The 25,446-nt window shown below is 61.4% G+C and carries 19 protein-coding genes and 1 pseudogene; 10 read left to right on the top strand and 10 right to left on the bottom strand.

What is annotated here, in order from left to right:
- Nucleotides 1–14: 14 nt before the first annotated feature.
- The 7 genes from tssJ to tssB are packed head-to-tail and all read right to left on the bottom strand — an operon-like array spanning nucleotide 15 to nucleotide 6,543.
- Nucleotides 15–812 carry a type VI secretion system lipoprotein TssJ gene (gene tssJ, locus AA098_RS16750; protein ID WP_014753483.1) on the bottom strand — a complete coding sequence of 266 codons (798 nt, stop codon included), beginning with the start codon at nucleotides 810–812 and terminating at the stop codon, nucleotides 15–17.
- Nucleotides 809–1,378 carry an FHA domain-containing protein gene (locus AA098_RS16745; protein WP_003254171.1) on the bottom strand — a complete coding sequence of 190 codons (570 nt, stop codon included), beginning with the start codon at nucleotides 1,376–1,378 and terminating at the stop codon, nucleotides 809–811. The genes tssJ and AA098_RS16745 overlap by 4 nt, the downstream gene beginning before the upstream one ends.
- On the bottom strand, nucleotides 1,375–2,391 hold the full coding sequence (gene tssG, locus AA098_RS16740) for a type VI secretion system baseplate subunit TssG (RefSeq protein ID WP_060538225.1): 1,017 nt from the start codon (nucleotides 2,389–2,391) through the stop codon (nucleotides 1,375–1,377). Before tssG ends, AA098_RS16745 begins: the two co-directional genes overlap by 4 nt.
- Complete coding sequence (tssF, locus tag AA098_RS16735) at nucleotides 2,355–4,121, bottom strand: type VI secretion system baseplate subunit TssF (protein WP_060538224.1); 1,767 nt, start codon at nucleotides 4,119–4,121, stop codon at nucleotides 2,355–2,357. Before tssF ends, tssG begins: the two co-directional genes overlap by 37 nt.
- Before the next feature lie 3 nt (nucleotides 4,122–4,124).
- Nucleotides 4,125–4,535 (bottom strand): type VI secretion system baseplate subunit TssE, encoded by a 411-nt coding sequence (gene tssE, locus AA098_RS16730; RefSeq protein WP_060538223.1) that lies wholly within the window; start codon nucleotides 4,533–4,535, stop codon nucleotides 4,125–4,127.
- Nucleotides 4,532–6,022 (bottom strand): type VI secretion system contractile sheath large subunit, encoded by a 1,491-nt coding sequence (tssC, locus tag AA098_RS16725; protein ID WP_003254167.1) that lies wholly within the window; start codon nucleotides 6,020–6,022, stop codon nucleotides 4,532–4,534. Before tssC ends, tssE begins: the two co-directional genes overlap by 4 nt.
- 17 nt (nucleotides 6,023–6,039) lie before the next feature.
- Entirely contained in the window at nucleotides 6,040–6,543 is a 504-nt protein-coding gene (gene tssB / locus AA098_RS16720) for a type VI secretion system contractile sheath small subunit (protein ID WP_033725935.1), read from the bottom strand.
- A 369-nt stretch (nucleotides 6,544–6,912) separates the two neighbouring features.
- Here tssB and AA098_RS16715 point away from each other — a divergent pair, with 369 nt between their 5' ends.
- From AA098_RS16715 to tssM, 4 genes are read left to right on the top strand one after another with little or no spacing between them, the layout of a single operon-like run.
- Entirely contained in the window at nucleotides 6,913–7,941 is a 1,029-nt protein-coding gene (locus AA098_RS16715) for an IS30-like element ISPsp7 family transposase (protein WP_011911495.1), read from the top strand.
- A 44-nt stretch (nucleotides 7,942–7,985) separates the two neighbouring features.
- On the top strand, nucleotides 7,986–8,636 hold the full coding sequence (gene vasI, locus AA098_RS16710) for a type VI secretion system-associated protein VasI (protein ID WP_177331243.1): 651 nt from the start codon (nucleotides 7,986–7,988) through the stop codon (nucleotides 8,634–8,636).
- The gene (gene tssA / locus AA098_RS16705; RefSeq protein WP_014859253.1) at nucleotides 8,624–10,087 is read left to right on the top strand and encodes a type VI secretion system protein TssA; all 1,464 of its coding nucleotides are present in this window, start codon (nucleotides 8,624–8,626) and stop codon (nucleotides 10,085–10,087) included. The genes vasI and tssA overlap by 13 nt, the downstream gene beginning before the upstream one ends.
- Nucleotides 10,084–13,701, top strand: coding sequence for a type VI secretion system membrane subunit TssM (gene tssM / locus AA098_RS16700; RefSeq protein WP_054889526.1), 3,618 nt, complete (start codon nucleotides 10,084–10,086; stop codon nucleotides 13,699–13,701). The genes tssA and tssM overlap by 4 nt, the downstream gene beginning before the upstream one ends.
- Before the next feature lie 77 nt (nucleotides 13,702–13,778).
- Here the strand turns inward: tssM and AA098_RS16695 are convergent, their stop codons facing one another.
- Nucleotides 13,779–15,632 (bottom strand): ABC transporter ATP-binding protein, encoded by a 1,854-nt coding sequence (locus AA098_RS16695; protein WP_004574230.1) that lies wholly within the window; start codon nucleotides 15,630–15,632, stop codon nucleotides 13,779–13,781.
- On the opposite strand from AA098_RS16695, the gene AA098_RS29550 reads away from it, so the two are divergent.
- The 4 genes and pseudogenes from AA098_RS29550 (at nucleotide 15,631) to dapA (ending at nucleotide 19,342) form a co-directional block, all read left to right on the top strand.
- Nucleotides 15,631–15,786, top strand: a complete 156-nt coding sequence (locus tag AA098_RS29550; RefSeq protein ID WP_177342683.1) for a hypothetical protein — start codon at nucleotides 15,631–15,633, stop codon at nucleotides 15,784–15,786. The two genes, AA098_RS16695 and AA098_RS29550, sit on opposite strands and share 2 nt — an antisense overlap.
- Before the next feature lie 148 nt (nucleotides 15,787–15,934).
- On the top strand, nucleotides 15,935–17,398 hold the full coding sequence (locus AA098_RS16690) for a BcsE family c-di-GMP-binding protein (protein WP_064614790.1): 1,464 nt from the start codon (nucleotides 15,935–15,937) through the stop codon (nucleotides 17,396–17,398).
- Nucleotides 17,347–18,138, top strand: a pseudogene (locus AA098_RS16685) (cellulose synthase subunit BcsC-related outer membrane protein); the annotation flags it as partial. The gene AA098_RS16690 and the pseudogene AA098_RS16685, both read left to right, overlap by 52 nt.
- A gap of 337 nt (nucleotides 18,139–18,475) precedes the next feature.
- Nucleotides 18,476–19,342 (top strand): 4-hydroxy-tetrahydrodipicolinate synthase, encoded by an 867-nt coding sequence (dapA, locus tag AA098_RS16680; protein WP_003254155.1) that lies wholly within the window; start codon nucleotides 18,476–18,478, stop codon nucleotides 19,340–19,342.
- A gap of 153 nt (nucleotides 19,343–19,495) precedes the next feature.
- On the opposite strand, the gene AA098_RS16675 is transcribed toward dapA, so the two are convergent.
- Both AA098_RS16675 and AA098_RS16670 read right to left on the bottom strand, forming a co-directional pair.
- A complete protein-coding gene (locus AA098_RS16675; protein WP_004574226.1) occupies nucleotides 19,496–19,954 on the bottom strand; it encodes a GNAT family N-acetyltransferase in 459 nt (152 codons plus the stop codon).
- A 72-nt stretch (nucleotides 19,955–20,026) separates the two neighbouring features.
- Nucleotides 20,027–21,793, bottom strand: a complete 1,767-nt coding sequence (locus tag AA098_RS16670) for an NAD(P)H dependent flavin oxidoreductase family protein (protein WP_060538218.1) — start codon at nucleotides 21,791–21,793, stop codon at nucleotides 20,027–20,029.
- Between AA098_RS16670 and AA098_RS16665 the strand changes: the two genes are divergently transcribed.
- Together AA098_RS16665 and AA098_RS16660 are read left to right on the top strand one after the other, a co-directional pair.
- Complete coding sequence (locus AA098_RS16665) at nucleotides 21,794–23,290, top strand: PLP-dependent aminotransferase family protein (RefSeq protein WP_047603015.1); 1,497 nt, start codon at nucleotides 21,794–21,796, stop codon at nucleotides 23,288–23,290.
- Nucleotides 23,291–23,560: 270 nt separating this feature from the next.
- Complete coding sequence (locus AA098_RS16660) at nucleotides 23,561–25,186, top strand: methyl-accepting chemotaxis protein (RefSeq protein WP_012052060.1); 1,626 nt, start codon at nucleotides 23,561–23,563, stop codon at nucleotides 25,184–25,186.
- Nucleotides 25,187–25,446 lie beyond the last annotated feature (260 nt).

The raw sequence follows: 25,446 nt of genomic DNA, 5'->3' as shown, positions 1-25,446 counted from the left end.
GTGTTGAGGCGCCATCAGTCTTCTTCCTTGAGCACGATGTGCGTGTCGTTGACCAGCACCGACAGCATGATCTGGCGGCCACGCGGCGGAATGCGCAGAACTTGCCGCCAACTGGCGTTTTCATGCCCTCGGTAATCGGCAATCACCGCGACGAAGCGGGTTTCGGCGTGGATAGGCTCGAACGGGATGTACTTGAACTGGCCAGGGCGCAGCAGGTAATCGTCACTGCGGATGTAGGTACTGCGCAGCGCTTTGGCTGGGTCCTGCTCCAGTAGCTGGTACACGGTGTTGCGCAGCAGTGAGTCGTCGCGCAGTTGCAGGATCGTGATGGCAATGGGCGTAGCGACCAGCGCTGAGGCAACGCTTGTGGTGCGCGGCAAGGTCAACGCCACTTGAGGGTCGTCGTAGCTGCCGGGGCCGCTTTCTTCCAGGGGCGAGCGCGCCGGGTCGCTTTCGTCTCCTTCGTCCAGCTCGACGGGGGACATGGCCGGGAATTGCGCTTGCAGGTATTCGAACAGAACCCCGATTTTTTCGGTCAACGCATAGGGGTCGCCAGCACTCAGGGTTACAGCGTAGGGGCTGGGCTCCAGGGCGCTATCCTGTTCGGCTGCGACGTCAAGGCTGTTCGGATTGCCGTTGAGGGTAGGGCTGGCATTGATGCTGAATGCGACCTCGGTCGGGTGATCCTTGGGCGGCCCGATGGGCAACGAGTGGTCCATGGCCACCTGGCTCATTCTGCTCAAAGAGGTACAGCCGGTGGGCACGACCAGCGCAAGCAGCAGGGTGGCGAGCAGAAGTGGATGAGGCTTCATGGGTATGCTCCGGCAATCAGGCGCTGCAGCGGGCTTTCTCGGAGTGCCCCTTCACCGTCTGCTGCGTCCAGCGCTGCCAGAGGGTCATTCCCCATGGCTGCTTTGAAGACCGAGGAGATCTCGACGGCTGGTTGGGGGGCAGAAGGCTGTGCCGGCCAAGCGGGTGCAGGCGCTTCCGCTATCAGGCGGTCGAGCACCCTCGGGTCCGGGTTGAACAGGTCCTCCAGCGAGCGCGTGCAGGCCTGATCCTGGGTGTACTGAACCTGTAGCCGATAGGTACCAATGAGAAGCTGGTCACCCTCAACCAGGCGTCTGGGTGGAAGCGGCCCCAGGCTGTTGGCACTGCCATTGAGGTAGGTGCGGTGGCAGTGGTCGATCACGCAGAAGCTGCCTTCGATCCAGCGGATTTCGCAGTGGATGGGCGCAACGGTCTGATCGCGGTCATTGATCTGCCAGTTTGCTCGCCCGCTGCCGATGGTGCCGCCCTTGCAATCGAACAGGTGCCGAGCAGTAACGCCGTGCTGCAGTTGGTCGAGGTTGGTGATGCTCAAGGTGACTGTGTTCATGAGCGCCCCCGGATGCGTACAACCGGGCGGATCTGGCCATGCCGGTCGTCGACGAAGCTGGTCCAGCCCAGGTATGCGCCCTGGCTGCGGTGCAAGCAGAAGGGGGACAACGCGCTCTGCTTAAGGCGCAGTTCCAGGTCGTAGGCCAGCCCGTCACGCAGCAGAAAGTCGATCAGTGCACGCAAACGGCCGAAGTTGATGCCGCTGGGCAGCAAGTCCCGCAGCTGTGTCTGGTCGAGTTCGCTGATCACGATGGTGAACTTGCTGCTGCGAGTGCGCGTGCGGCTGCCGATCATGAACGTGCTGCCCAGCTGGCCGTTGGTCCGCCCCAGCCTTGCAAGCTGCCTGGACGGCGTGACGACTGATTGCGTCTCGAACTCGCGGATGTGCACCTGCTTGAGGTCGAAGCAGTGCGCAATGATGCCGGCCACAGTGCCCGGCGCACGGCTGCGGCTGGCGATCACACCGGCAAAACTGAGCAGGCGGCTCCAGGGCAGCGCCGTGTCCCCTCGCAACTGCTTGTCGTTAAGCCCAAGCAGGGCAAACACGTACTGCGAGAACCCGTCACTGGCACCTGGCTGGAAGCGGATGTAATAGCGGTACTTGCGCCAGATACGGTGCAACAGGCTGAGCAGGTAATGGTTGAAAAAGTCGAAGAAGGCCGGCCGTACACCGATGCCATGCGCATGTTCATACGCCACCTGTTCCAAGTAATAGGTGGGCAATGGCGAATCGGTGCCGTGCAACCCCAGGAATGTGGCAATGATGCGGTAGCGCGCTTCCTCAGCGGGCATCCGCTGGGCTTTGTACACGTCCGAAGCAGGGAAGGTCAGCCGTGGGTCGCAGGCCAGGCGCACGCGCCGCCGGGTGGCCTTGTCCGGCCAACGGGGTTCCAGGTCATCGCCATGCAGCCCGTGCAACCGCTCCAGCAACTGGAAGAAGTTGTACTGGTGCGCTTCGCAAAGCAGCTTGTCGGCTAGATCAGCGGTTGCTTGCCGGTCTGTATTGGCCATGTGTAGTGCTCGTTATTGGTGGTGTTGATCACTTCCAGCTGGTGGAAGGAATTGATGCTGGCGTACAGGGCGAAGAAATGAGCGAGCACACAGCTGAACAGGTACAAGTCGCCTTCGCAGAGGAAGGCGGTCTGGTCCAGTTTCAGCCGGGTATGCAGGCCGCGAATGGGTTGCCCCTTGATCAGCCAATCCATGGGCTGCGTATGAATGTCGCGCATACCCTCCAGGCGTTTACGGGTGGTGCGGGCCTGCTGGATGTCGTGCAGGGCCATGAAGTCGTAGGCGCGGATCACCGCTTTCAGCGGCTCTACCGAGAGCAAGGACAGGTAGTTGAGCGACATGTTGGAGATCAATGCCCACTGCAACTGGCCGTCCAGCACCGGGCGACAGGGGCGGGTGGGTGTACAGAGATTGGTGTAGGTGGCCAGAGGCGGCGTAAGTTCGGTCAGAACGTTGATGTCATCGATGCCCAGCGCCAGCGGGAGGTCCCGATTAGTGCAAGTGAGGTCGATGGACGCGGTTTCCAGCTCGCCTATGTAGCTGTTGGCGTCGGCGCGGACGAAGGCGATTCGATGCATGACGCCATTGCCGTGCAGGCACTCTTCCAGCTGGCAGCGGTAATACAGCGCCGTGCGCCCCTGGACGTGCTCGATTTCATGGGCGAATGACTCGAAGGGACGGAAGGTCCGAAGGTGTTCACCGGTGTTCCCGTCAGTCGTCGTTCGGGTGCTGATCACCTGGTCGACACTGAAGATTTCGTAGCCGTGCGGCGCTGTGCCCTTGGGCTTCAGTGGAACCATGGCGTCCTTGCCGGACAGGTCGATGGGCTCGGCGCTGTGCTGGAACAGGTTGACCGCAGGTGCGCAGAACAGGTTGAAATCTGCTTTGCCGACACGCAGCGAGTCGGGTAGCTGGCGCGTGAAGTGAAATTCGAGGTTTACCTGCTGGCTGTCATGAGCTGGCCAGATCTTTTCAAGCCCAGTAACGTTGAAAAAGTGGAAGCGTTGGGGGAATGCGAAGTATTCCTGCAGGATCCGGTAGCCATCAAAGACGTTCTGTGGGTAAGGCAGCAAGGCGTCGTTGGGGCTGAACCCTGGGAATGCGATGCTGTTTGCCGGCAGCCGACGAACCACGTCATTGATGGTCACGCTGACATGCTTGAGGTATTGGGAAACCCACAGGTAAAGCGTGCGGGCGGTACGAGTATCGCCGCTGAGGTAAAAGTCGAGGCTGGTACAGCCCAGGCTGTTCAACGGCCGCTCGGCCAGTGATTGAAGGCCGATGCAGATCACAGAACTGTCGGATGTCTGGGTGGCTGCCACCGTGTCGATCTCGAACGGATGAATGTTGACCGCTGTACAGGTGCGGAACTCGCAGGCCACGCCGTCTACCGGTTTCGAGAACAGCCGCGACCCCTTTGGGATGCGCTGTGACTGGCTGAGGGATTGCCTCACCGGGCTGAACTTGATGATCGTCGCGCTGGGCAGCGGCCGCAGGTAGTTCGGCCAGAGCAACTGCAGCATGGGATGGGTCAGCTCTGGCAAGTCGTCTTCCAGCTTCAGCCGTAGCTTGGCGGTCAGGAACGCAAAGGCTTCCATCAGGCGTTCGACATCGGGGTCGCTGGCACCTTTGCCAAGCAACCGCGCGAGTTGTGGGTTGTCCTTGGCAAAGTCGTTCCCCAGTTCGTGCAGGTAACGCAGTTCTTCGCTGAAACGGTCTCTCAGTGACATGGGTCACCTCACGCGCGTGTAGCGGTTGTGCCCATCGACCAGCAGCTCGAGTTGCAGCTGCTCTGCGTGGTTGTTGACCTGTACCAGGCAATCCAGCGTGAAATGCAGCTCCAGCGGGGCATGGGTATCGGGCACTGCGTTGAGCGTGCGTACCTGTATGCGCGGCTCGAAGCGCTGGAGTGTGCGGCGGATATCCGCGCTCACCTGCACAAGCAAGTCGCCGTTGCTCACGTCATGCCCGTTGAAGTCGCGCAGGCCCAACTCAGGGCTGCTCTGGGAGCACCCCTGGCGGGCATTCAGTAGCGTTTCGAGGTGGCGCTTGATGGCGGCGAACTTGTGGGAAGCGCTCTCGCGTCGGGAGGCCTCTCGGCGGGTGCACTGGTCCACCATCAGGCGATCAAAAAGACCACTCATTGCGTATCGAGCCGCCCGACCAGGGAAATCTCGAAGTTCGCGCCCATGTACTTGAAGTGCGGACGTACGGCGAGCGAAACCTGGTACCAGCCCGGGTCACCCGCAACATCCGAGACCTCAATACGGGCGGCACGCAGCGGCCGGCGGCTGCGAACGTCGGCAGACGGGTTCTCCTGGTCGGCGACGTACTGCTTGATCCATTTGTTCAGCTCGGACTCAAGGTCACGGCGCTCTTTCCAACTGCCGATCTGCTCGCGCTGCAGCACCTTGATGTAGTGGGCGAGCCGGTTGACGATGAACAGGTAGGGCAACTGGGTACCCAGCTTGTAGTTGGTCTGTGCCTGAAGCCCCTCAGGGGTTTTCGGGAAGTGCTTGGGCTTTTGTACCGAGTTGGCGGAGAAGAACGCGGCGTTGTCGCTGTCTTTGCGCATGGTCAGGGCGATGAAGCCCTCTTCGGCCAGTTCGAATTCCTTGCGGTCGGATATCAGCACCTCGGTAGGAATCTTGGCCTGCAACTGGCCCAGGGATTCGTACAGGTGGACCGGCAAGTCTTCGACAGCACCGCCGGATTGGGGGCCGATGATATTCGGGCACCAGCGGTAGCGGGCGAAGCTGTCGTTGATGCAACTGGCTAACAGAAAAGCAGAATTGCCCCACAGGTAGTTGTCGTGCTGCCCGGCGATGCCTTCGTTGTAGTTGAAGCTCTCGATCGGTTGTTCCTGCGGGTGGTAAGCGGAGCGAAGCATGAAGCGCGGCCCGGTCAGGGCGACGTGGCGGGCGTCTTCGCTTTCACGAAAAGCGCGCCACTTGGCATGCCGAGGGCCGGCGAAGAGGTCTTTTATTTCCTTGAGGTTAGGCAGCTCCTCGAAGCTGTTCAAATTGAAAAATTCGGGGGCAGGTGCAGCAAGAAAAGGGGCATGGGACATGGCGCCAACGGAGGCCATGTAACTTAGCAACTTGATGTCAGGGGAAGAGGGGCCGAAGTTGTAGTTGCCTACCATGGCCGCAACCGGCTCTCCCCCGAATTGGCCATAACCCGCGGTGTAAACATGCTTGTAGATACCGCTGCAGGTAATGTCAGCTGCATTTTCGAAGTCGTCGAGCAGGTCCTCTTTCGTGACATGCAAGACTTCAAGCTTGATGTTCTCCCTGAAGTCCGTGCGGTCGACCAGAAGTTTAAGGCTGCGCCATGATGATTCAAGCTGCTGGAACTCAGGCTGATGCAGAATGGCATCCATCTGATTGCCGAGCATTCGGTCGATCTCGGCAATCATCTGGTCGGCTCGGTGCTTGTTGATCAGTTGATCTGGGTCATTGCTTTTGAGTATTTCGGTGATGAAGGCAGATACGCCCTGCCTGGCAATCTGGTAGCCCTCCTGGGCAGGTACCAGTTTGGTTTCTGCCATGATCTGGTCGAGCAGGGTGGCATTGCTCAATGTGTCGGCCGTTGCGTCTGTGGTGATGGCGGTGCTGCTTGGCTTGGGCATGGGGACGCTCCGTTGTCTCAATCTTGTTCTGGCGCCTCGAGCACCAGGTCCAGTTCTTGGGCGAGCTGCTTACGCGCCTGCTCGTTGTTAAGCAGGTGCTGCAATTGCTTGCGGAAGGCCGGGACGTTACCCAGCGGGCCTTTCAGGGCGACCAGTGCTTCGCGCAGCGCCAGCAGCTTGTTCAGCTCGGGCACCTGGCGCGCGATCCGGTCCGGCCCGAAATCGTTGATGGACCTGAACTGCAGGTGGACGGCCAGCTCGGTATCCGGGGCGGTGCCAAGCCTGGACGGTACCGTTACGTCCAGGCTCACGTTGGCGTCGTTCAACACGCTGTTGAATGTATGTTTATCGATGCGCATGACCTGACGGTCCTCAAGCGCACGGTTGTCATCCAGGCCGAAGTCGCCCAGCACCAGCATCTTGTGCGGCAGCTCCACCTCAGCCTGCTCATCGCTGGTAGCGGGGACATACTTGATATTGACGCGTTCTTTCGGCGCAACGGATCCCGTATTTTTAGACATCGGTACGCAACTCCCTGTTGGGCTGTAGGATGTTCAGGTGCTAGTTGTGTTTATTGTTGTCTCGGTCTTGTAGGAAGATTCCCACATATGATTAATGGGTTGGGTTGTTTGTCCGTTCCCTATGAAAACGATGCACGGAAGCGTGCTCTTTGGTCGAGCTTTAAGATGTAAAGAAATATTTGTTTGTGTGCATTCGGTACTGTGTAATAGGCTTCTGCTGGATTTGTTTTAATTGGTCGCGCGGGTGCATGGGCATTGCTATCTATTTGTAGGAAAGTTCTTTGCGTCATATAGGCCATTTGTACTATTCAGAGGGCGGCGGCAAAAACTGAGTGCAACACCTGACCTTTCCGGTACGGTGCTGCCCCTATGTCTTATACCGAACTCAGCGTTGAAGAGCGCGCCACCATTCAAATCGGTCGTACCCAAGGCTTCAGCCTGCGCAGGATTGCCTGCTTGATCAACCGATCCCCTTCGACCATCAGCCGTGAGCTGCGCCGTAACCGAGGTGCTTGCGGTGGCTACTCGGCCCGTCTGGCTCAGCAGCAAATGCAGGCCCGCCGCCAGGTTTGTCGACCGATGCGAAAACTGTTGCCGGGTAGCGAGCGCTTCGAACTGGTGACCCATATGCTGCGTGAGCGTTTGTCTCCCGAGCAGATTGCCGGCAAGCTGCGCAGCATGAACATACCCAACCTGCGAGATGCCTACGTCTGTCGCGAGACGATCTACAACGCGATCTATGCCCTGCCAGTGGGTGAGCTGCGTAAGGAGCTGATCATCTGTCTGCGCCAAGGCAAGACGACGCGCCGGCCGCGCTCTGGTGGCGTGGATCGGCGCGGCCAGATCCCCGAGATGGTCAGTATTCATGTGCGCCCGCCGGAGATTGAAGACAGGCTGATGCCGGGGCATTGGGAAGGCGACCTCATCAAGGGTAAGGCCAACGCCTCGTCCGTCGGTACGCTGGTGGAACGCACCAGTGGCTACCTGATGTTGGTGAAGATGAACGACGCAACGGCGACTTCGGCGCTGGAAGGCTTCAGCGCCGCGCTCAATAGCATGCCGCTGGAGATGCGCAAGAGCATGACTTACGACCAGGGCCGGGAGATGGCGCGACACGCCGAGATCACCCAAAGAACCGGCGTGGCGATCTACTTCTGCGACCCGCACAGCCCCTGGCAGCGCGGCAGCAACGAAAACATCAACGGCCTGATTCGCCAGTACTTGCCCAAGGGCACAGACCTGTCGGTACATAGCCAGGAGGAGCTGGACGCCATTGCGCTGCAACTGAACATGCGACCGCGCAAGCGCTTCGACTTCAAATGCCCCATCGAGGTGATGGGAGAGGTCATGCAAAATGCCATGGCAATGCGGCATGATGCTCCGGTTTCAATTCAATAACCGTGTTGCACTCAGCTCCTGCAACCGCCGAGAGTAAATTCAGGATGATTAACCGCTGTGCATATGGCGCTGGTCTCTCGTTGCTGTTTTGTCTGCAGCCGGTGCTGGCAGGCTCCACGCGGGACTGTCCCCGGATCGTGTCCAACGTCGAGCGACTGGCCTGTTTCGATCAGGCTGCTGGCACCCCGGCGTACACGCCAAAACGGCAGTGGTCTGCACCGGAGCAGCAGGCCCCCACGGTGTTGCGTGTGATGGCAAATGAAGCTGAACGGGCACCGGATGACCTGACGTTTCGCATCGGGAGCCAGCCTCAGGACGGGGCAGGCGCACCAGCGCTTGTGATTTCGGCGCCCGCCATCGCATCGGGTGATGAACGTGCCTACATGGCAATCAGTTGCATACAGGCCATCTCCCGGCTGCAACTGATTGCCAGGCGTCCGATCGAAGCAAGCTGGGTCAAGGTACGCCTGAGCGGGGAGGGCTGGTCTACCCGTGAGACGCCCTGGCAAGTGATGGAGAACGGCCAAGTGCTCGATGCCGGGCGGGGCCTGCCCGCCATCGAGCAGATCAGGAAGCTGATCGGTGCCCAGCGTATCGAGGTTGTGAGTGATCACGGCGAGGTCGACGGGCTGACCTTCGATGCGCAAGGCCTGGACCCCTTGATCAGCCGGGCGCGAAGCACATGTCGGTGGTAGCGCAGGTATCCAGGGAAGAGGTCACTCGGTTGCTCGCGCCGATTGATCCGGCAGTTCCGGCTGGCCTGTTCGATGTCGAGGACGAAACCTATCAGGCCATTGATCAGGAGATGGTCAAGCTGGGTGGGCTGCAGGAAGCCTCGATCGACTGGGTCTACATCGAAGACGCGTCCCGTCAGTACCTGAGCCAGCAATGCAAGCACTTGCGGATCGTTGCGCACCTGAGTGCCGCATGGTTGCGTAGCGGCTGCTGGGAGCAGTGGGGATGCACCTTGGCGTTGCTGGCCGGCATGCTCGAGTGCTATTGGGAAGCCGCTCATCCCAAGCCAGGACCGAAAGGCTTCCTGGGCAAACGCAAGCTGGTTGCCCTGGTGATCGATCGCTTGGCCGAGGCGCTACCGCGTCTTGATCGTTTTACCTACACCCCGACCCACGCAGCGGCAGCGCAGGCTGCCTTGAAACGCCTGCAACAACAGGAAACGGTGCAGCTGGACACGGCAGCACTGGGCGAACTTGAGCGCCTGCTAGGCAAGTACTCGGAACTTGCCAACGGTGTTGGCGAGGCTGCTGTGCCCAAAGCGCCGGCTGCAACCGAGAAGCCTGCGCCGTTGGCCGATGTCATCGCCACACCCGTGTCACGCATGTCGATGGGCAATGAGCGTGAGACACGGCGGGCCGTGCTGTCCATGGCCGAGCTCATCAACCAGCAGGACCCTTACGACGCTACCGGCTATCAGTTACGGCGTTTCGGTTTGTGGGCGCACATTCAGATTGCTCCCCAGGTCAGGCAGGGCAACCGTACGGAATTGATGGCGGTGCCGCTGGACATCACGCGGGTCTATGAAGAGGCCATTGCCAGTAAGGCGGTTGATCCCGCCTTGCTGCAGCGTATTGAAAAGAGCCTGACGGCTTGCCCCTTCTGGATTCGTGGCAGCTTTCTGGCTGCGACCGTCGCCACACAGCTGGCGATGTGCGAGGTGGCCGAAGCCATCCGTTGTGCCACCGCCCGGTTTGTACAGCGCATGCCGTCGCTGCAGCAGTTGTGCTTCAGCGACGGGCTGGTATTTGTCGACGACCAGTGCCTGGCCTGGCTCAAGGGCACGCAAGGGCCGTCTGGCCAAGGTGCAACCCCCCAGGAGTTCAGCGGCTTGCGCGAGGAGTTGGTCAGCCAGCTGGAAACCGGTGGCGTAGAACCGCTGCTCCTTCGGCTGCAAGGGCTGCAAGCGGGCTTTCGTGCTCCCCGTGAGCGCTGCCACACCACCGTGATTGCAGCTGATCTGCTGGCCGCGCGGGGTGTGTCCTGGCTGGCCCAGGACCTGTGCGCCAACGTTGCCCGAACCATGCAGCAAACCACCGCCAGTGCGTGGGAGCCCGAGGTGTTTCAGCGGCTTCAGCAGTATGCGGCATCCCCAGTGCTGGCAGTTCAAGACAAGGATCAGGAGCCTCGATGAATCAAATATGGACGCAACTCAAACGTTGGGGCTGGCCGTGGGTAACGCGCATTGGCCTGGCGCTGCCGCTGCTGCTAGGGCTTGGCGCCTTGCTGATGCTGGTCGCTATCTGGTGGCTTGGCCCGCAATGGACGTGGCGGGAGCAGCAGCCGCTGGCAAGTGTGGCTCATCGCAGCGTGGCAAGCCTGGTGCTCGTGCTGGTGCCGCTTCTGTGCTGGCTTGGGGTGCTGCGCACGCGCTTTCGCCGCCTGCAAGCGGAGCGCCGGCAGGCACTGGCCGCCGAACAGGATGTCGCGCTACCGTTCGTGCAGGCGCAAGAGCGGGCCTTGAGCCAGGGGCTTGAGCGGTATCTCGACAATGCCGGTGGGCGACGCGCGTTGTACCGGCTGCCTTGGTACCTGGTGTTGGGCGACGAACAGTCCGGTAAAAGCAGCTTCATCGACCGCACCGATCAGCGCTTTACCCTGACGCGTATCGACCAGGCCCAGGCACGGGGCCGACAGGCTGAAGCACTGGCCTATCCGGTAGGCTGGTGGGTCAGCGACGATGCCGTGATCATCGACCCGCCCGGCGTTTTCATCAGTCAAAAACCACCGGTGGGCTCGGCGGCCAACGACCCCACCAATGCCTCCGCGCCGCCCGGCATCCAGGCCCGGTTATGGGAGCACCTGTTGGGCTGGCTGCAGCGTAAGCGAAGCCAGCGGGCGCTCAATGGTGTGTTGCTGGTGGTCGACCTGCCGGCGCTGCTGCATGGCAAGCCCGAGCAGCGGGTCGCGCTGGCCCATGGGTTGCGCACACGCCTGTACGAAGTGAGCAGTCAATTGGGCGCGCGCCTGCCGCTGTACGTGGTACTGACCAAATTCGATCTGCTGGACGGCTTCGACCAGTTCTACAGCCAGCTTCCGGCCGCCAAGCGTGAAAGCCTGTTGGGGTTCACCTTCAAGCTGGATGCGGTTGACGCGTTCGACGCCTGGCTGGATGAGTATGACGAGCACTACGGGCGGCTTCTCACCCAATTGCATGAGCAGGTCATCGATCGGCTGGATGTACTGGGCAAGACAGCACCGTGCGGACGCCTGTTCTCACTGCATGCACAGCTGATTGGGTTGCGCCCCATACTGCAGGCATTCTTGCGCGAAACCCTGGCGAGTGACCGGTTCACCACGCCACCCTTGGTGCGTGGTGTGTACTGGTCGTCAGTGGTACAGCAAGGCGACATGCGCAATGCCTTTGTCCGTGAAGCGGCTCAGCCCTACACGACGAAGCTACCCCTGCGTGAAGGTAAAGCACAGGGGAAGGCGTTGGTCTATTTCATCCAGCAAGCATTCAGGCGGGTTATTTACCAGGAAGCCGGGCTGGCGGGCGACAATGTTCGGGTAGCGCGCAGCAAGCGCCACTTGTTGTGGGTGGGCTCTGGTGTGGGCATCCTGGCGTTCAGTATCGCCATTGCCAGCTGGCAGCGTTACGCCGAGATCAATGGCGCCAAGGCTGCCAGTGTGCTCGCCAAAAGCCAGGAGTACGGCGGTCACGAAGTCGATATGCGTCTTGATCCGACCGGGCGCAACCTGCTGGCGCCACTGGACCAGATTCGCGATGCGGTGGCGGTGTTTGGCGACTATCGTGCGGCCTGGCCGGTGGTTGCCGATTTTGGCTTGTATCAAGGGCGCAACATTGGTCCCTTGGTTGATGAGGCGTACCTCAGCTTGTTGTCGAAACGTTTCTTGCCGGCCTTGGCCAGTGGTGTGATCGATGCCATGAACGCTGCACCCCCTGGCAGTGAGCAACAAATGGCCGCGCTCAGGGTTTACCGGATGATCGAGGACCGCAATAGCCGCCGGCCAGAATGGGTCGAGGACTGGATGGCCCGTCAGTGGCAACGGGCCTTTCCTGGCCAGGGTCAGTTGCAGCGTGACCTCATGCAGCATCTGAAGTACGCCTTGGCCTATGCCGATACCGATTTGCCGCAGTACCGCCAGCGGGTCAGCGAAGTGCAGCAGGCGTTGCGCAAATTGCCGTTGCCACAGCGGGTCTACGCTGGGCTGAAACAACAATCGTACGAGCAGGTGCACGCCGGGCTGGACCTGCGCCACCAGGTAGGGCCTGCGTTCGATGTGGTGTACCAGCCGTCTTCCGGGTCAAGGCAAGGGGGGGAGGATGTAAGGCTGGCCGGCATGCTCACCGCCAAGGGCTTCAGGGATTACTTCGAGCCGCACAGCCAACGCTTCGCTGAAATGGCGATGGTTGATCAATGGGCATTGGGGGAGCGCAGTCAACTCGACTATTCGGACGTCGACCGCGATGCATTGACCGAGCGGCTGTATAACCTCTACAGCGCCGATTACATTGACAGCTGGCGGCGCGCCCTGAACGCGTTTACGGTGGCTGACTTCCGTGATCTGGACCATGGTGTCGCGATCCTGGAGCAGTTGACCGGCCCCGCAGCACCGTTGCAACGGCTGCTGGATACGGTCAGGGATAACACCTCGCTTGCGTCTCCAGCAGTTGTTGAATCACCGGGTGAGCTGAGTACGCTGCGGGTAGCAACCGGAAAACCCGAGCAACAAGCGTTGGCTATCCAGCGGGCGTTTGCAGGCCTGGGCGCCATGCTGCAGGCGACAGGAGAAAAGCCGAGCTACTACGATGAAACCCTCGGCGCTGTTGCGGCCGTGCTGGACTACGCCAAGGCCGTACAGGAAAGCCCGGACCGCGGCAAGGCCGCGTTGCAAGCCGTGCATCAGCGCTTTGCGATGACAGGGCAGGACCCGATCGGCACCCTGCAACGTGTTGCCACAGGTTTACCGGAGCCTATCAGCCACCAGATCAGAAAGCTCGCCGACCAGACTGCCCAGGTGCTGAACGTCGAAGCACTGCGCGAACTGGAGCGACGTTGGGATGCTGACGTGTACAGTTTTTTCCAGCAACGCCTGGCAGGCCGCTACCCCTTTGTGGTGAAGGCACCCGATGCTTCTTTGGATGACTTCGAGGCGTTCTTCGGGCCGAAAGGGCGCCTGCAGCAGTTTAATGATCGGTATCTCAAGGTTTTCCTGAAGGACAACCTTGAGGCTTTGCAGTCCGCTCAGCACGGGCAATCCCTGATTCGTGCCGACGTGATCGAGCAGCTCGAGCTGGCGGAGCGCATCCGCGAAACCTTCTTCGATCAGCGTGGCCAGCTGAGTGTGCAGTTCAGCATCGAGCCCTTGGGGCTCAGTGCGAACCAGCGTACCAGCCTGCTGGACCTGGATGGCCAGTTGATTGCCTACACCCATGGCCCAAGCCATATCACGGGTATTGTCTGGCCCAATACCCTGGGGCAGCAGGTCCGTAGCAATCTCACCTTGCTAAGGCAAAATGGCAACAGCAGCAGCCTGGAGTACCGTGGCCCGTGGTCGATGTTCCGCTTGCTCAGCCGCGGCGCGCTCAATGGCCGGACGGCGACCAGCGTGGACCTGAGCTTCCGGACCGGAGATGGCGTGATGCGCTATCGGCTTAACGCTGAAAAAGCCTTCAATCCTATTACCCAGCAACCGTTCAAAGGCTTCCGCTTGCCCCGAGGCTTATTGCAACAGCCAGCCAATGGGGTGCAGGCGGCGCTATCGGATGAGCAGCGACTATGAACATCGTCAGGGGCGCAATGCATTGACTGGGCAGGCTTTCGAAGCCTGGGTATGCGCTGGCTGCCCCCGGCCTCTGCTTACTCCACAGCCTCGGCCACGCCCCGATCCTCACCCAGGAACCCGCCACTCTGGTGCTGCCACAACCGTGCATAGGTACCCTGTTTTGCCAACAGTTCGGCATGGGTGCCTTGCTCGATGATGCGCCCTTCATCCATCACGATCAGCCGGTCCATGGCGGCGATCGTCGACAACCGGTGGGCGATGGCGATAACGGTCTTGCCCTGCATCATCTCATCCAGGCTCTCCTGAATGGCCACTTCCACCTCCGAGTCCAGCGCGCTGGTGGCTTCGTCAAGCAGCAGGATCGGTGCGTTCTTCAGCATCACCCGGGCAATTGCAATGCGCTGGCGTTGGCCGCCAGACAGCTTGATACCGCGTTCACCCACCAGGGTGTCATAACCGCTGTTGCCCTGGCGGTCACTGAGCTGGCTGATGAAACCGTCGGCCTGGGCATTGGCCGCAGCAGCACGGATCTGTGCTTCGGTAGCATCGGGGCGGCCATAGGCAATGTTGTCGCGAATCGAACGGTGCAACAGCGAGGTGTCCTGAGTGACCATGCCGATGGCGCTGCGCAGGCTGTCTTGCGTGACCTTGGCGACGTTCTGCCCGTCGATGCGTATTTCCCCCTTATCCACGTCGTAGAAGCGCAGCAGCAGGTTGATCAAGGTGGATTTACCGGCGCCGGAGCGGCCGACCAAGCCGACTTTTTCGCCTGGACGAATGTGCAGCGTCAGCTCATTGAGCACCTGGCGCTCGCCGTTGTAGTTGAAGCTGACCTTGTCGAAACTCACCGCGCCACCCGTGGTGACCAGCTCTGCAGCACCCGGCGCATCCTGTACCTTGGGGCCGCGGGTGAGGGTGGCCATACCGTCCTGCACGGTGCCGATGTTTTCGAACAGCGAGGTAATTTCCCACATGATCCAGTGCGACATGCCGTTGACGCGCAAGGCCATGGCGGTGATTGCCGCCACGGCCCCGGTGCCGACCTGGCCCTGGTGCCACAGCCACAGTGCATAGCCACCGGCACCAAAGATCAAGCCCACCACCAGCGCCTGGTTGACGATTTCGAACTGGCTCACCAGGCGCATCTGGCGAAAACCGGTCTGCTTGAAGTCTTCCATGGCTGCGCGCGCAAAGTGCGCTTCGCGGTTGGAGTGCGAAAACAGTTTCACCGTGGTGATGTTGGTGTAAGCGTCAGAAACCCGGCCGGTCATCGACGATCGGGCATTGGCCTGCTCCTGCCCGACTTTGCCCAGCCGGGGTACGAAGTACAGCATGGCCAAGCCGAACAGCACGACCCAGGCAATGAAGGGCAGCATCAGTTTCAGGGCAAAGCCGCCGGCCAGGGCAATGATCGCGATGAAATACACGCCAATCCCCGGCAGGATTTCGATAAGGGTGAACAGCACATCGCGCACTGCCAGTGCCGTCTGCATCACCTTGGTTGTGACCCGGCCAGAAAACTCGTCAGAAAAGAACGACAAGCTTTGGCGCAACATCAGGCGGTGAAAGTCCCAACGCAGCCGCAGCGGCAGGTTGATCGCCAGCACCTGGTGCTGAACCATGGTGCGCAGCGCCACCAGCCCGATGCTGACCAGCAGGACGATGCCGATACCCCACAGCACACGGCTTTCCTCGGGGCCAACAGTACCGCCTGCCTGCCAGGACGCGAGCAGGTCGACCACCTGGCCGAGGAACGCGAACAGCCAGGCTTCGTATATCGACACCCCGGCACTGAGCAGTGCCAGCGCCAGAATGTAGCCACGGGCGCCGCGGGTACAAGCCCACATGAAGCGCAACAGGCCAACGGGCGGCGGTGGTACTTCGTCGGGTGGGAAGGGGTCGAGCCGACGTTCAAAGATACGCAGCATGCTTGTCTCCGGAAAACGGTTTTTGCCTGGCCAATGCCCTGCCGGCTTGCCTTTGCCGACTTTTGTTTTTAACCCGGAAAAGGTCGGCCTTGGGGTGTTTGTTAACAAACCTTTGCAACTCATTACATTTCAGATTGATTTCATGCTGCCCTGATGCTGTATAATTGACGCGACTTTGTGCTCGGTATCCTTTTCGTCGTTTTTTTGACATGAGTCATAAGGCGTCAGCAGAGGATGTGACACATTCCGCCTTCAAACCGTTTCAATTTACCTTTTGTAGAGCCAGTGTTTTGACTAATGGAATGCAGTTGTTGGCGATTTCCGGCCTGAGCGTCGAGAGCAGCCAGCTTCATCAACAAGGACTGTACTGGTTAGCCTGTGACGCCGCCGAAGACGCCTCCTTGCTATGCCGCCAGGTGGTCGAAGGCATGCCCGATAATGCCAGGGCAGCCCTGATCGCCGATGCGCAAGCCATGGATGACGTGCTGGGTGCGCTCGACGCAACGCGCGGCCCGGCCGAGCTCGCGTTGTATGAGGCCAACTCGCAAGCCACCCGTTATCTGGTTGAAGACCTGCCTCGTCTTGATGCCCGTGGGCGTGTGCTGGTGCTGCTGGCACCGGCACACGCCTGGGCGGATACCGAAGTCGAGCACTGGTGCAATGCGCTGCGCCCGGCGTTGTTGGCTGAAGCGGCGTTGCTGCTGGTCGTCAGTGGGGGACAGAGCACCGCCTTGGTCGAGCGCCTGCGCGTTTTCAACCAGTGCCTCGACGGCCTGGGGCAGGTGTACCGCGGCAAAGGTGGGGTGCGCTACCTGCAGCATTTCTGGAGCAACCCGCTTGGCAAAGCAGCCACCCGGGACATGGAGCTGACTCGGCTGAGCGCGGGGTTTGCCGTTGCTGCCACGCCTCAGGCACCCAGCGACACCGGTGGCGACGAGTTGCTGTGCCTGGCCCAGCGCCCAGTACTGGAAGGCGCGCCAGCCTTCTCTGAACACTGGCAGGTCTGCGAAAGCTTTGAGGAACTGGGGGGCAAAGCCAGCCGGGCGGTGTCTGCCACGGTGATCTTTGCCATGGACGGTGGGCAGCGTCTGGATAGCCTGGCGCGCCAACTGCACCACCTGCGGCAGTCGCGTGGCAACGCCTTGAAGCTGGTGGTGCGCGAAATGGCGCCGACCCTGCGTTATCAAGACGAACAGTTGCTGCTGGCTTGTGGTGCCAGCCAGATCGTGCCGTTCGGTGCCAGCTTGTCACGCTTCCTGACCATGGTCGAGAGCATCCAGGGTTACGTCTGGCGTCGACACCTGCCAACCGACTTCGATGCCTTGCTGGCACGCCTGCGGCCGCTGGCCATCTGTGGGTTGGTAGCGCCACGGGCGTTCGCCGAGGCTGTGCAAAGCATGTGGCACGGGGTGCGCAACGGCGAAATCGTCCACCAGTTGCTGGTGTTGCGTCCGGCGCCCGGCCTGACCCCGCTGCAGGCTTGCTCGCGTACGGTATTCCGCCGTGATGGCGACATTGCCTGCGTGGTTGGCGAGGTGCTGTTCCTGTTCCTGTTCGCTTGCCGCTCGGAAGGGGTCGAGCAGGCGCTTGACCACATCTTCCAGCTGTCATGGAAAGAGCTGTTCATCAGCCAGGAGGTGCTTGCCGGTGTCGACAGCCTGGCCACTCCGGCTTTCCTCGACCGCAACCTACCGCAGCCACCCCGCAGCGACACGGCGGCGCAACTGCCTGCACAGGTGACCTCGGGCAGGTTGGCTGGTCGCTGACCGCCTCGCGCCGGCCGATGAGCAATTCATTGCTGTCGTTCGCCGGCGCACGCGACCGCCCGACGGGCGTGCGCTGGGGCGGGGTCACTGCCAATGGCGCCACGCTCGGCCTGAGCTGGGACCAAGGTGGCGACAACGGGGTGTGGGCCAGCCTGGGGCACCATTGGCTGTACGGCGAAAACGTGGCCGACAACCAGCGGACCCGGGCCATGGCCGGCTTTTACCACCGCGTGGTGGAAAAGGCCGACGAGCGTGTCCGTGTTGGCGTGACGCTGATGCACTGGCGCCATGACAAGGACTACAGCCTGGGGCAGGGCGGTTACTGCAGCCCGCAGCGCTACAGTTCGGTGGGCGTGCCGGTCAGTTATGCCTGGCGCAACTACGACTGGTCGCTGCTGCTGGAAGGTTCCGTCAGTTGGTCTCAGGCTCATAGTGGCAGTAGCCGCTTGTACCCGGACGCGCACATCAACCGCAAGGTACTGGCGAATTATGGCGTCGATTCCAACATCGATGCGATGACCGAAGCCAGCGACAGCAGCGGGTTGGGCTACCGCCTGCGCGGTCTGTTCGAACGGCGCCTGAGTGACCAGTGGGTACTGGGCGGCGGCTTCGACTGGCAGCACAGCGATGACTATGCGCCTAGCCATGGCATGCTCTACCTGCGCTACCTGTTCGAACCGTGGCGAGGCAACCTGGCCCTGCCGGTGACACCGCTGGAGCCTTACAGCGAGTGGCGGTGACGGCAATCGCTGCGTTGCAAGGGGCGCGCCTGCACGGGGCGATGCGGGCCAAGGGTTGACACCAGGCACGCCGCCCCACCATTATCCAGCCATACCTACGCAACGGGCTTGCCAGCATGTCCACATCCAACCACGCCATTTCCGCTTCGGGCTTCATCGCTCAGGCAGACGCGTGCGTTGCCGTTGCCAAGAAATCCAAGAAACAGCCGCTCATCTGACCGAGGCGCGCTGTCTCGTCAGGTGGGCTGACGAGACAGAAGGCGCCAGGTATCCCTGCCACCACTTCCACTCTTCGCCCTGCTGACGCTGACTTTCGGTCAACATCAGGAGTTTTTGCATGTCGAATTTCCGTGGTATCTGGATCGCCCTCGTCACGCCAATGCGCGCCAATGAAATCGACTTCCCAGGCCTGGAAAAGCTGGTGAAGAAGCTGCTCGAAGACGGTGTGGCCGGTTTTGTGGTGTGCGGTACCACGGGTGAGGCAGCGGCGTTGTCCAAGGCCGAGCAACTGGCAGTGCTGGATGCCGTGCTGGCCTGGGTGGAGCCTGGCAGGGTGGTGATGGGCCTGTCAGGTTACAATCTGGGTGAGTTGCTGGCCTTCCAGGCTGAAATCCAGCAACGTGACATTGGCGGACTGCTGGTTCCCGCACCTTGCTATATCCGCCCTTCGCAGGCTGGCATCGAAGCCTTCTTCGCCACCGTGGCGGATGCCGCCAGCGTGCCAGTGATCGTCTACGACATTCCCTACCGCACTGGCGTACGCATCGAACGTGAAACCCTGCGCCGTATCGTGCGCCATCCACGCATTGCAGCGGTGAAAGACTGTGGTGGTGACAGCGAGACGACCATGGCCCTGATCGAGGACGGCCACGCCCAGGTGCTGGCCGGTGAAGACCTGCAGATCTTCAATAACCTGTGCCTGGGTGGGGCAGGGGCCATTTCAGCCTCCGCACATGTGCGCGCCGACCTTTACGTACGCATGGTGCAGCAGGTTGACAGCGGTGATTGGGCCGCCGCGCGTGGTACGTTCTACCAGTTGCTGCCCTGGATCAAAGTGGCCTTTGCCGAGCCCAACCCGGCCGTGGTCAAGGCGGCGTTGCAGCTGCAAAGCCTGATTGCAGACGAGCTGCGCGAGCCCATGCAGGCGTGCACGAATACCACCCGAGACAAGCTGCAAAGCGTGCTGTGTTCGCTCGGCGCCTGAAGCGGCAACGGTTGATGGCGGGTTGACAAGCCGCCACACCCTTGGTCGGTTCGGGGTCGGCGGGTGCCTCGCGAGCGGATTTCTGCCAGCTACGCGCTGAGACAGAGTATTGCCAGGGCCGCTTTGCGGCCCTGTCGCGACTCCAGGTTGCTCCTACGCTGGCTGGGTCGGCAGGCGCTTTTCCATCGGCTGATACACCAGCCCGGCAAACTCACCCACGTCGCCTGCCAGGGTGAAGCCGTAGCGTTGGTAGGCGGGTACAGAAGACAGTGATGCCTTTACCGTCACCACCTCAGCGCTGGCATGCTCCAGTGCTGCGTTCATCAGGCGCTTGCCTATACCCTGACGTTGCAGGCCTGGTGCAATGAACAGCATCGCAACGTGGCGGCCTTCCTTGAGCTCGATCAGCCCCGCGATAGCACCTTCGACAAAACACGCCAGCATAAGGTTGCCACCTTGCATACGCTCGGCAAACGCCTGGGGTGCTGACACCTGGGTAAAGGTCTCGATACCTTGCGCCGACAGCGTGGGCGCAACTGCCTGCATGAAGGTATCCATGCACAAGGCGCAGGCCTGGGGGAGGTCGTCAGGGGTGAGCGTGCGTACTTGCATGGTAATCGTCCTTGTCGGGTGTCCTTCTGCTGCCCACTTTAACCTGTTACGGGTTCAAGGGCTGATGCGGTATCAAGCTGCCCTGGCAGCGCCCGGCTTGCGTTCGCCAATCAGGATGTCTTCGAAGAATGCCCCGACAGGTTCGGTAGGGTGGCACAGTTGTATCTCCAGCACCCACACCACCTCGCTCGGGACAATCTCCACCTCGGCCAGCTTGTCCTGGCTATACAACACATGCGGGAAGTCGGCGATGCGATGCCCGGCCAAGTTGCGCTCCAGCTGCCAACCTTTGGCCTGGGCACTGCGCTCGGCGAAGTCATACAGTTCACGTCCGGTCAACCCGCGGCCCCAGGCCTGACGGGTCTCGTCGAACACTTCATGCAGTGCCTTTACGCAGGCGTGGTGCAGGGCGTGCTGGCCAAACACGAAGGTATCGCCATAGTCACCTTCATAGCCATCCCAAACCGGGCCAACGTCGACAACGACGATGTCCGTGGTACGTAACACGCGTTGAAGGTCAATGCCTTGCCGTGGCGTACGCACGGTATCGTCACCAAAACGGATGTAGGTGGGGTGCCAGGTGTGTGAGGCGCCCATCGCCTGCAGGGTATGCGCGGCCATCTCCAGTGCCTGGGCGGTGGTCATGCCGACTTGCAGTTGGCTGGCAATGGCGGCCACGGCCCGCACCGACTGCTCGCGGGCAGCGAGCATGCCGTCCAGCGAATAACGTGGGCCGACCTTTTCCAGCTCAGGGTGCAGCGGGTTGGCTGAGGAAGCCTGCGTTGTCAGTGCGCCGCTGGCGACAAAGGCCTCGGCGACAAAGCGATGGGGCTTTACCCCTGCTGCAAGGCATTGTTCGCGGGCCTGGGTGATCATCGTGGCATTGCCACAGGCATAGACTTGGGCTTCGTGCCAGCGATGTGTCTGGCTGAGCGCCACCTGCTGTATACGTGCCTGGGCCGAGAGCACCGGTTGCCAGCGAAAGTGCGGGTGCGCACGGCTGGACACGTCGAGAAATTCGCGATCATAGAAATCCGCCGGCGAAGAGCCGCCCCAATACAGCGTGACGTCGGCATCGCCGGCCAAGGCTGTCAGCAACAGCGGCTTGATGCCGGCGTAACCTGTGCCGGTGGCGAAAAGGATCAGCGGGCGTTGGTCATCGTGCTGCCAGGTACAGGCGCCCAGCGGGCCTTCGAGCTTTACCGTTGCACCTGCTTGCAGGGTGGGCAGCAAACCTTCAGTGAACAGGCCGCCGCTGACCTTGCGGATGTGAAACACCAGTTGCCCTTGTGCCTGGGCAGGCAGGTTGGCAATGGAGAAACAGCGGCTGTCGCCGTTGTCCAACTGAAACCGCATGTACTGGCCCGCCCGCACCTCCAGCGGCTGAGCAGGTTGCAACACCAGCTCGACGATATCTGCGCTCAGCGCGCGCTTGCCAACCACCTGTGCCTGGGTTTCCAGTGCGGGTGCGTCCAGTGACCAGCCGGGTATTTCCAGGCGCATGTCGCTGCAGGCGTGGCTCTGGCACAGCAACATCTCGTCGGCGGCCAAGGGGTAGGAAGGCGGCGGCGTGTCCGCATCCCGCTGCTTGTCCTGATGCTGCCCCGACACCACCTTGACCTTGCACGAGCCGCAGGCGCCGCGGCGGCAGGAGAAGGGTACCGGCAGGCCGCTGGCGAGCATGGCGTCGAGCAGCAGCTCCTGGCTGGCTTCGAAGGTTTTGCCCGAGGGCGAAATTTCAATGACGTGGCGGCTTTGCATGAGCACCTCGGGGCAAATGGAGGTTCGATTGTTGCTATAGTCCAGGACCAGCAGAACCTCCAGTTTTGGATATTTCATATGGTCCAGCTTCGTAAATGGCAGCCACTGCTCAAACTCGATGGGGCACAAGCTTCGTACCGGCAGATCGTCGAAGGGTTGGTGGCCGCAATCAGCGAGGGTCGCCTGCGCCCTGGTACGCCGTTGCCGGGCACGCGGGAGATGGCGCAACTGCTGAACGTCAATCGCAAGACCGTGATCCTTGCTTATGAGGAAGCCGAAACCAAAGGCTGGCTGCAAAGCGTGCAACGCCGGGGCACCTTTGTCAGCCAGCAGCTGGCGCCTGGCACAGCGGCCGTTTGCGGTGCCGTGCGGCCTTTTGCCCTGGCGCTGCCAGAGGAACCTGCCGTTGCCTACTTCAAGGCGAACGAACAGGCTGTAGCCCAGCAAGGGCGGCCAGGGGCCTTGTTCTTCGACAACGGCGCCTGTGACCACCGCCTGCTACCGCAGGCTGTACTGCACCGCTATTACCGCAATGCCTTGCGCAGCAGCTTCAGCAGCAATAGCGTGCGCCACGGCAGCGAGTGCAGCAGCCGCAATCTGCGCAGCGCCTTGGCCGACATGCTGCGGCACAATCGCAGCCTGAACGTTGGCGCCGAGCATATCTGCCTGACCCAGGGGGTGCAGATGTCGCTGTCCCTGGTGGCCAGTGTGTTGCTCAAGCCGGGTGACGTTGTGCTGGTCGAGCGCCTGAGTTACCCCCCCGCCTGGGAGATCTTCCGTCAGCTGGGTGCCCGCCTGGTGACTGTGGAGCTGGACCATGAGGGGTGCCGGGTCGATCAGCTAGATGCCCTGTGCCGGCAGCACAAGGTGCGGATGATGTACATAACACCCCATCACCAGTTCCCGACCACGGTCAGCCTGCCAGCCGGGCGCAGGCAACAGCTGCTGGAGCTGGCGCGCCAGCATGCCTTTTGCGTGGTCGAAGAAGATTACGACTACGAATACCACTTTGCCGGGCGGCCTTATCTGCCGTTGGCCAGCGACCGCCAGCAGCGGCACGTGATTTACATTGGCTCACTGTCCAAGCCTTTGGGCAGCACGTTCCGTTGCAGCTATATCGTGGCACCGGTGGAAGTGACAACCGTGCTGGAACGCAGGGCGATGTTGACCCTGGGGCAGGGCGATGCAGTCATGCAGCAGATGTTGGCGGACCTGATCAATGATGGCGAACTGAAGAAGCACCTGCGCCGGGTCAACCGCGAGTACCGGCGCCGGCGCGAGACTTTGTTGGGGTGTTTGCGCGATGCGTTCGGCGAACAGATCAGCGTGCAGGCGCCAGAAGGTGGCCTGGCGCTGTGGGTGAGGTTTGCCGATGAGATCAACGTGGATCAGTTGGTCGACAAAGCGCTGGAACGGGACCTGGTGGTGCGCAGTGGGCGACAGTTTTCACCGTTTGGCCATGCCGAGAATGCCTTGCGCCTGGGGTTTGCTTCGCTGGATGCGGATGAGATCCGGCAGGCGACCCAACGCCTGGCAGACGCCGCGAAAGCGATTGGCAAGGCGCGGTGGCTGTAGGCACGGCCTTCTGTCGCGACAGGGGATGGCACGGGCTTCGTCCGTGCTCGTGGGCAAGCCCGCTCACACAGTGATCGCGCTGGCCTCAGGATTTGTGCAAGAGGGTTACGCCCCCAAGGGTCGCGAAGCCTCTGGGTCTCAACGCATTCCGTTCGGTTACCGCACATAACCGCATCACGGCGCCTCAAGCCTGCGCCAGCACCTCCGATAGCAGCACACCCACCCTCGAATCTTCGATCAGAAGTGGTGCCAACAAGGAGTACTGCCCGCATGCTTGCCAACCTGAAAATTCGCACCGGAATGTTCTGGGTGTTGTCGCTGTTCAGCCTGACCCTGCTGTTCTCGACGGCCAGTGCCTGGTGGGCTGCCGTGGGTAGCGACCAGCAGATCACTGAACTGGACCAGACTGCGCACCAGTCGGACCGGTTGAACAATGCGTTGCTGATGGCGATTCGCTCCAGCGCCAACGTGTCTTCGGGCTTTATCGAGCAGTTGGGTGGCCATGACGAGAGTGCAGGCAAGCGCATGGCGCTGTCGGTGGAGCTGAACAACAAGAGCCAGACGCTGGTCGACGAATTTGTCGAAAACGCCCGTGAACCCGCCCTTCGCGTGCTGGCAACCGAGCTGCAGGCTACCTTTGCCGAATACGCCAAGGCGGTGGCGGGGCAGCGTGAAGCGACCCGCCAGCGTTCCCTGGAGCAGTATTTCAAGGTCAACAGCGATGCCGGTAATGCCATGGGGCGGTTGCAAACCCTGCGCCAGCAGCTGGTGACCACACTGAGCGAACGTGGCCAGCAAATCATGCTCGAGTCCGACCGGCGTCTGGCCCGGGCGCAATTGCTGAGCCTGTGCCTGCTGGGCATGACCGTGGTGCTGGCGGTGCTGTGCTGGGCGTTCATTGCCCAGCGTGTGTTGCACCCCCTGCGTGAAGCCGGTGGGCATTTCCGGCGCATTGCCAGTGGCGACCTGAGCGTGCCGGTGCAAGGGCAGGGCAACAACGAAATCGGCCAACTGTTCCATGAGCTGCAGCGCATGCAGCAGAGCCAGCGCGACACTCTGGGGCAGATCAACAACTGTGCCCGGCAGTTGGACGCCGCCGCCTCGGCGTTGAACGCGGTCACCGAGGAAAGCGCCAACAACCTGCGTCAGCAGGGGCAGGAGCTGGAGCAGGCCGCGACTGCCGTGACCGAAATGACCACGGCAGTGGAGGAGGTGGCGCGCAACGCGATCACCACCTCGCAAACCACCAGTGAATCCAACCAGCTGGCCGCGCAAAGCCGCCGGCAAGTCAGCGAAAACATCGACGGCACCGAAGCGATGACCCGCGAGATCCAGACCAGCAGTGCGCACCTGCAGCAGTTGGTGGGGCAGGTGCGGGACATCGGCAAGGTGCTGGAAGTGATCCGCTCGGTGTCCGAGCAGACCAACCTGCTGGCGCTCAATGCTGCCATCGAGGCGGCCCGTGCCGGTGAGGCCGGGCGCGGCTTTGCGGTGGTGGCGGATGAGGTGCGCACACTGGCCTATCGCACGCAACAATCGACCCAGGAAATCGAGCAGATGATCGGCAGCGTGCAGGCGGGGACCGAGGCTGCGGTGGCTTCCATGCAGGCCAGCACCAACCGCGCCCAGTCGACACTGGACGTGACCCTGGCCTCGGGGCAAGTGCTGGAGGGCATCTACAGTGCGATCGGCGAAATCAACGAGCGCAATCTGGTCATTGCCAGTGCGGCCGAAGAGCAGGCTCAGGTGGCGCGGGAAGTAGACCGCAACTTGCTGAACATCCGCGAACTGTCGAACCATTCCGCGGCGGGTGCGCAGCAGACCAGCGAGGCGAGCAAGGCGTTGTCGGGGCTGGTGGGGGAGATGACGGCGTTGGTGGGGCGGTTCAAGGTTTGAGGCGCTGCGCCTGCGTGGAACATTAAGATAAGGTTAAACTTATTTAAAGTTCCCCTTGCGGGTTGACTTCGATACTACGCTTGAATAAAGTTCGACCGCCCCGAGCACGGGGCCTTTTTTCCCTTCACTGAAGAATTCAATGGACACAGTATCTCGTCGCTGCCTGACCTCTGCCGAATGGCCGGGTCAGGCACTTGAACCGGAACACCGGTCCCGACACCCTGGTCGGGCAAGCCGCGCCAGAGCCTGATGCTCCGCCG

Origin of the sequence: Pseudomonas sp. JY-Q (assembly GCF_001655295.1) — a bacterium.
GTDB classification, from domain to species: Bacteria; Pseudomonadota; Gammaproteobacteria; order Pseudomonadales; family Pseudomonadaceae; genus Aquipseudomonas; species Aquipseudomonas alloputida.
The sequence above is the reverse complement of the archived record's forward strand: the minus strand, read 5'-3'. Positions and strand labels throughout refer to the sequence as shown.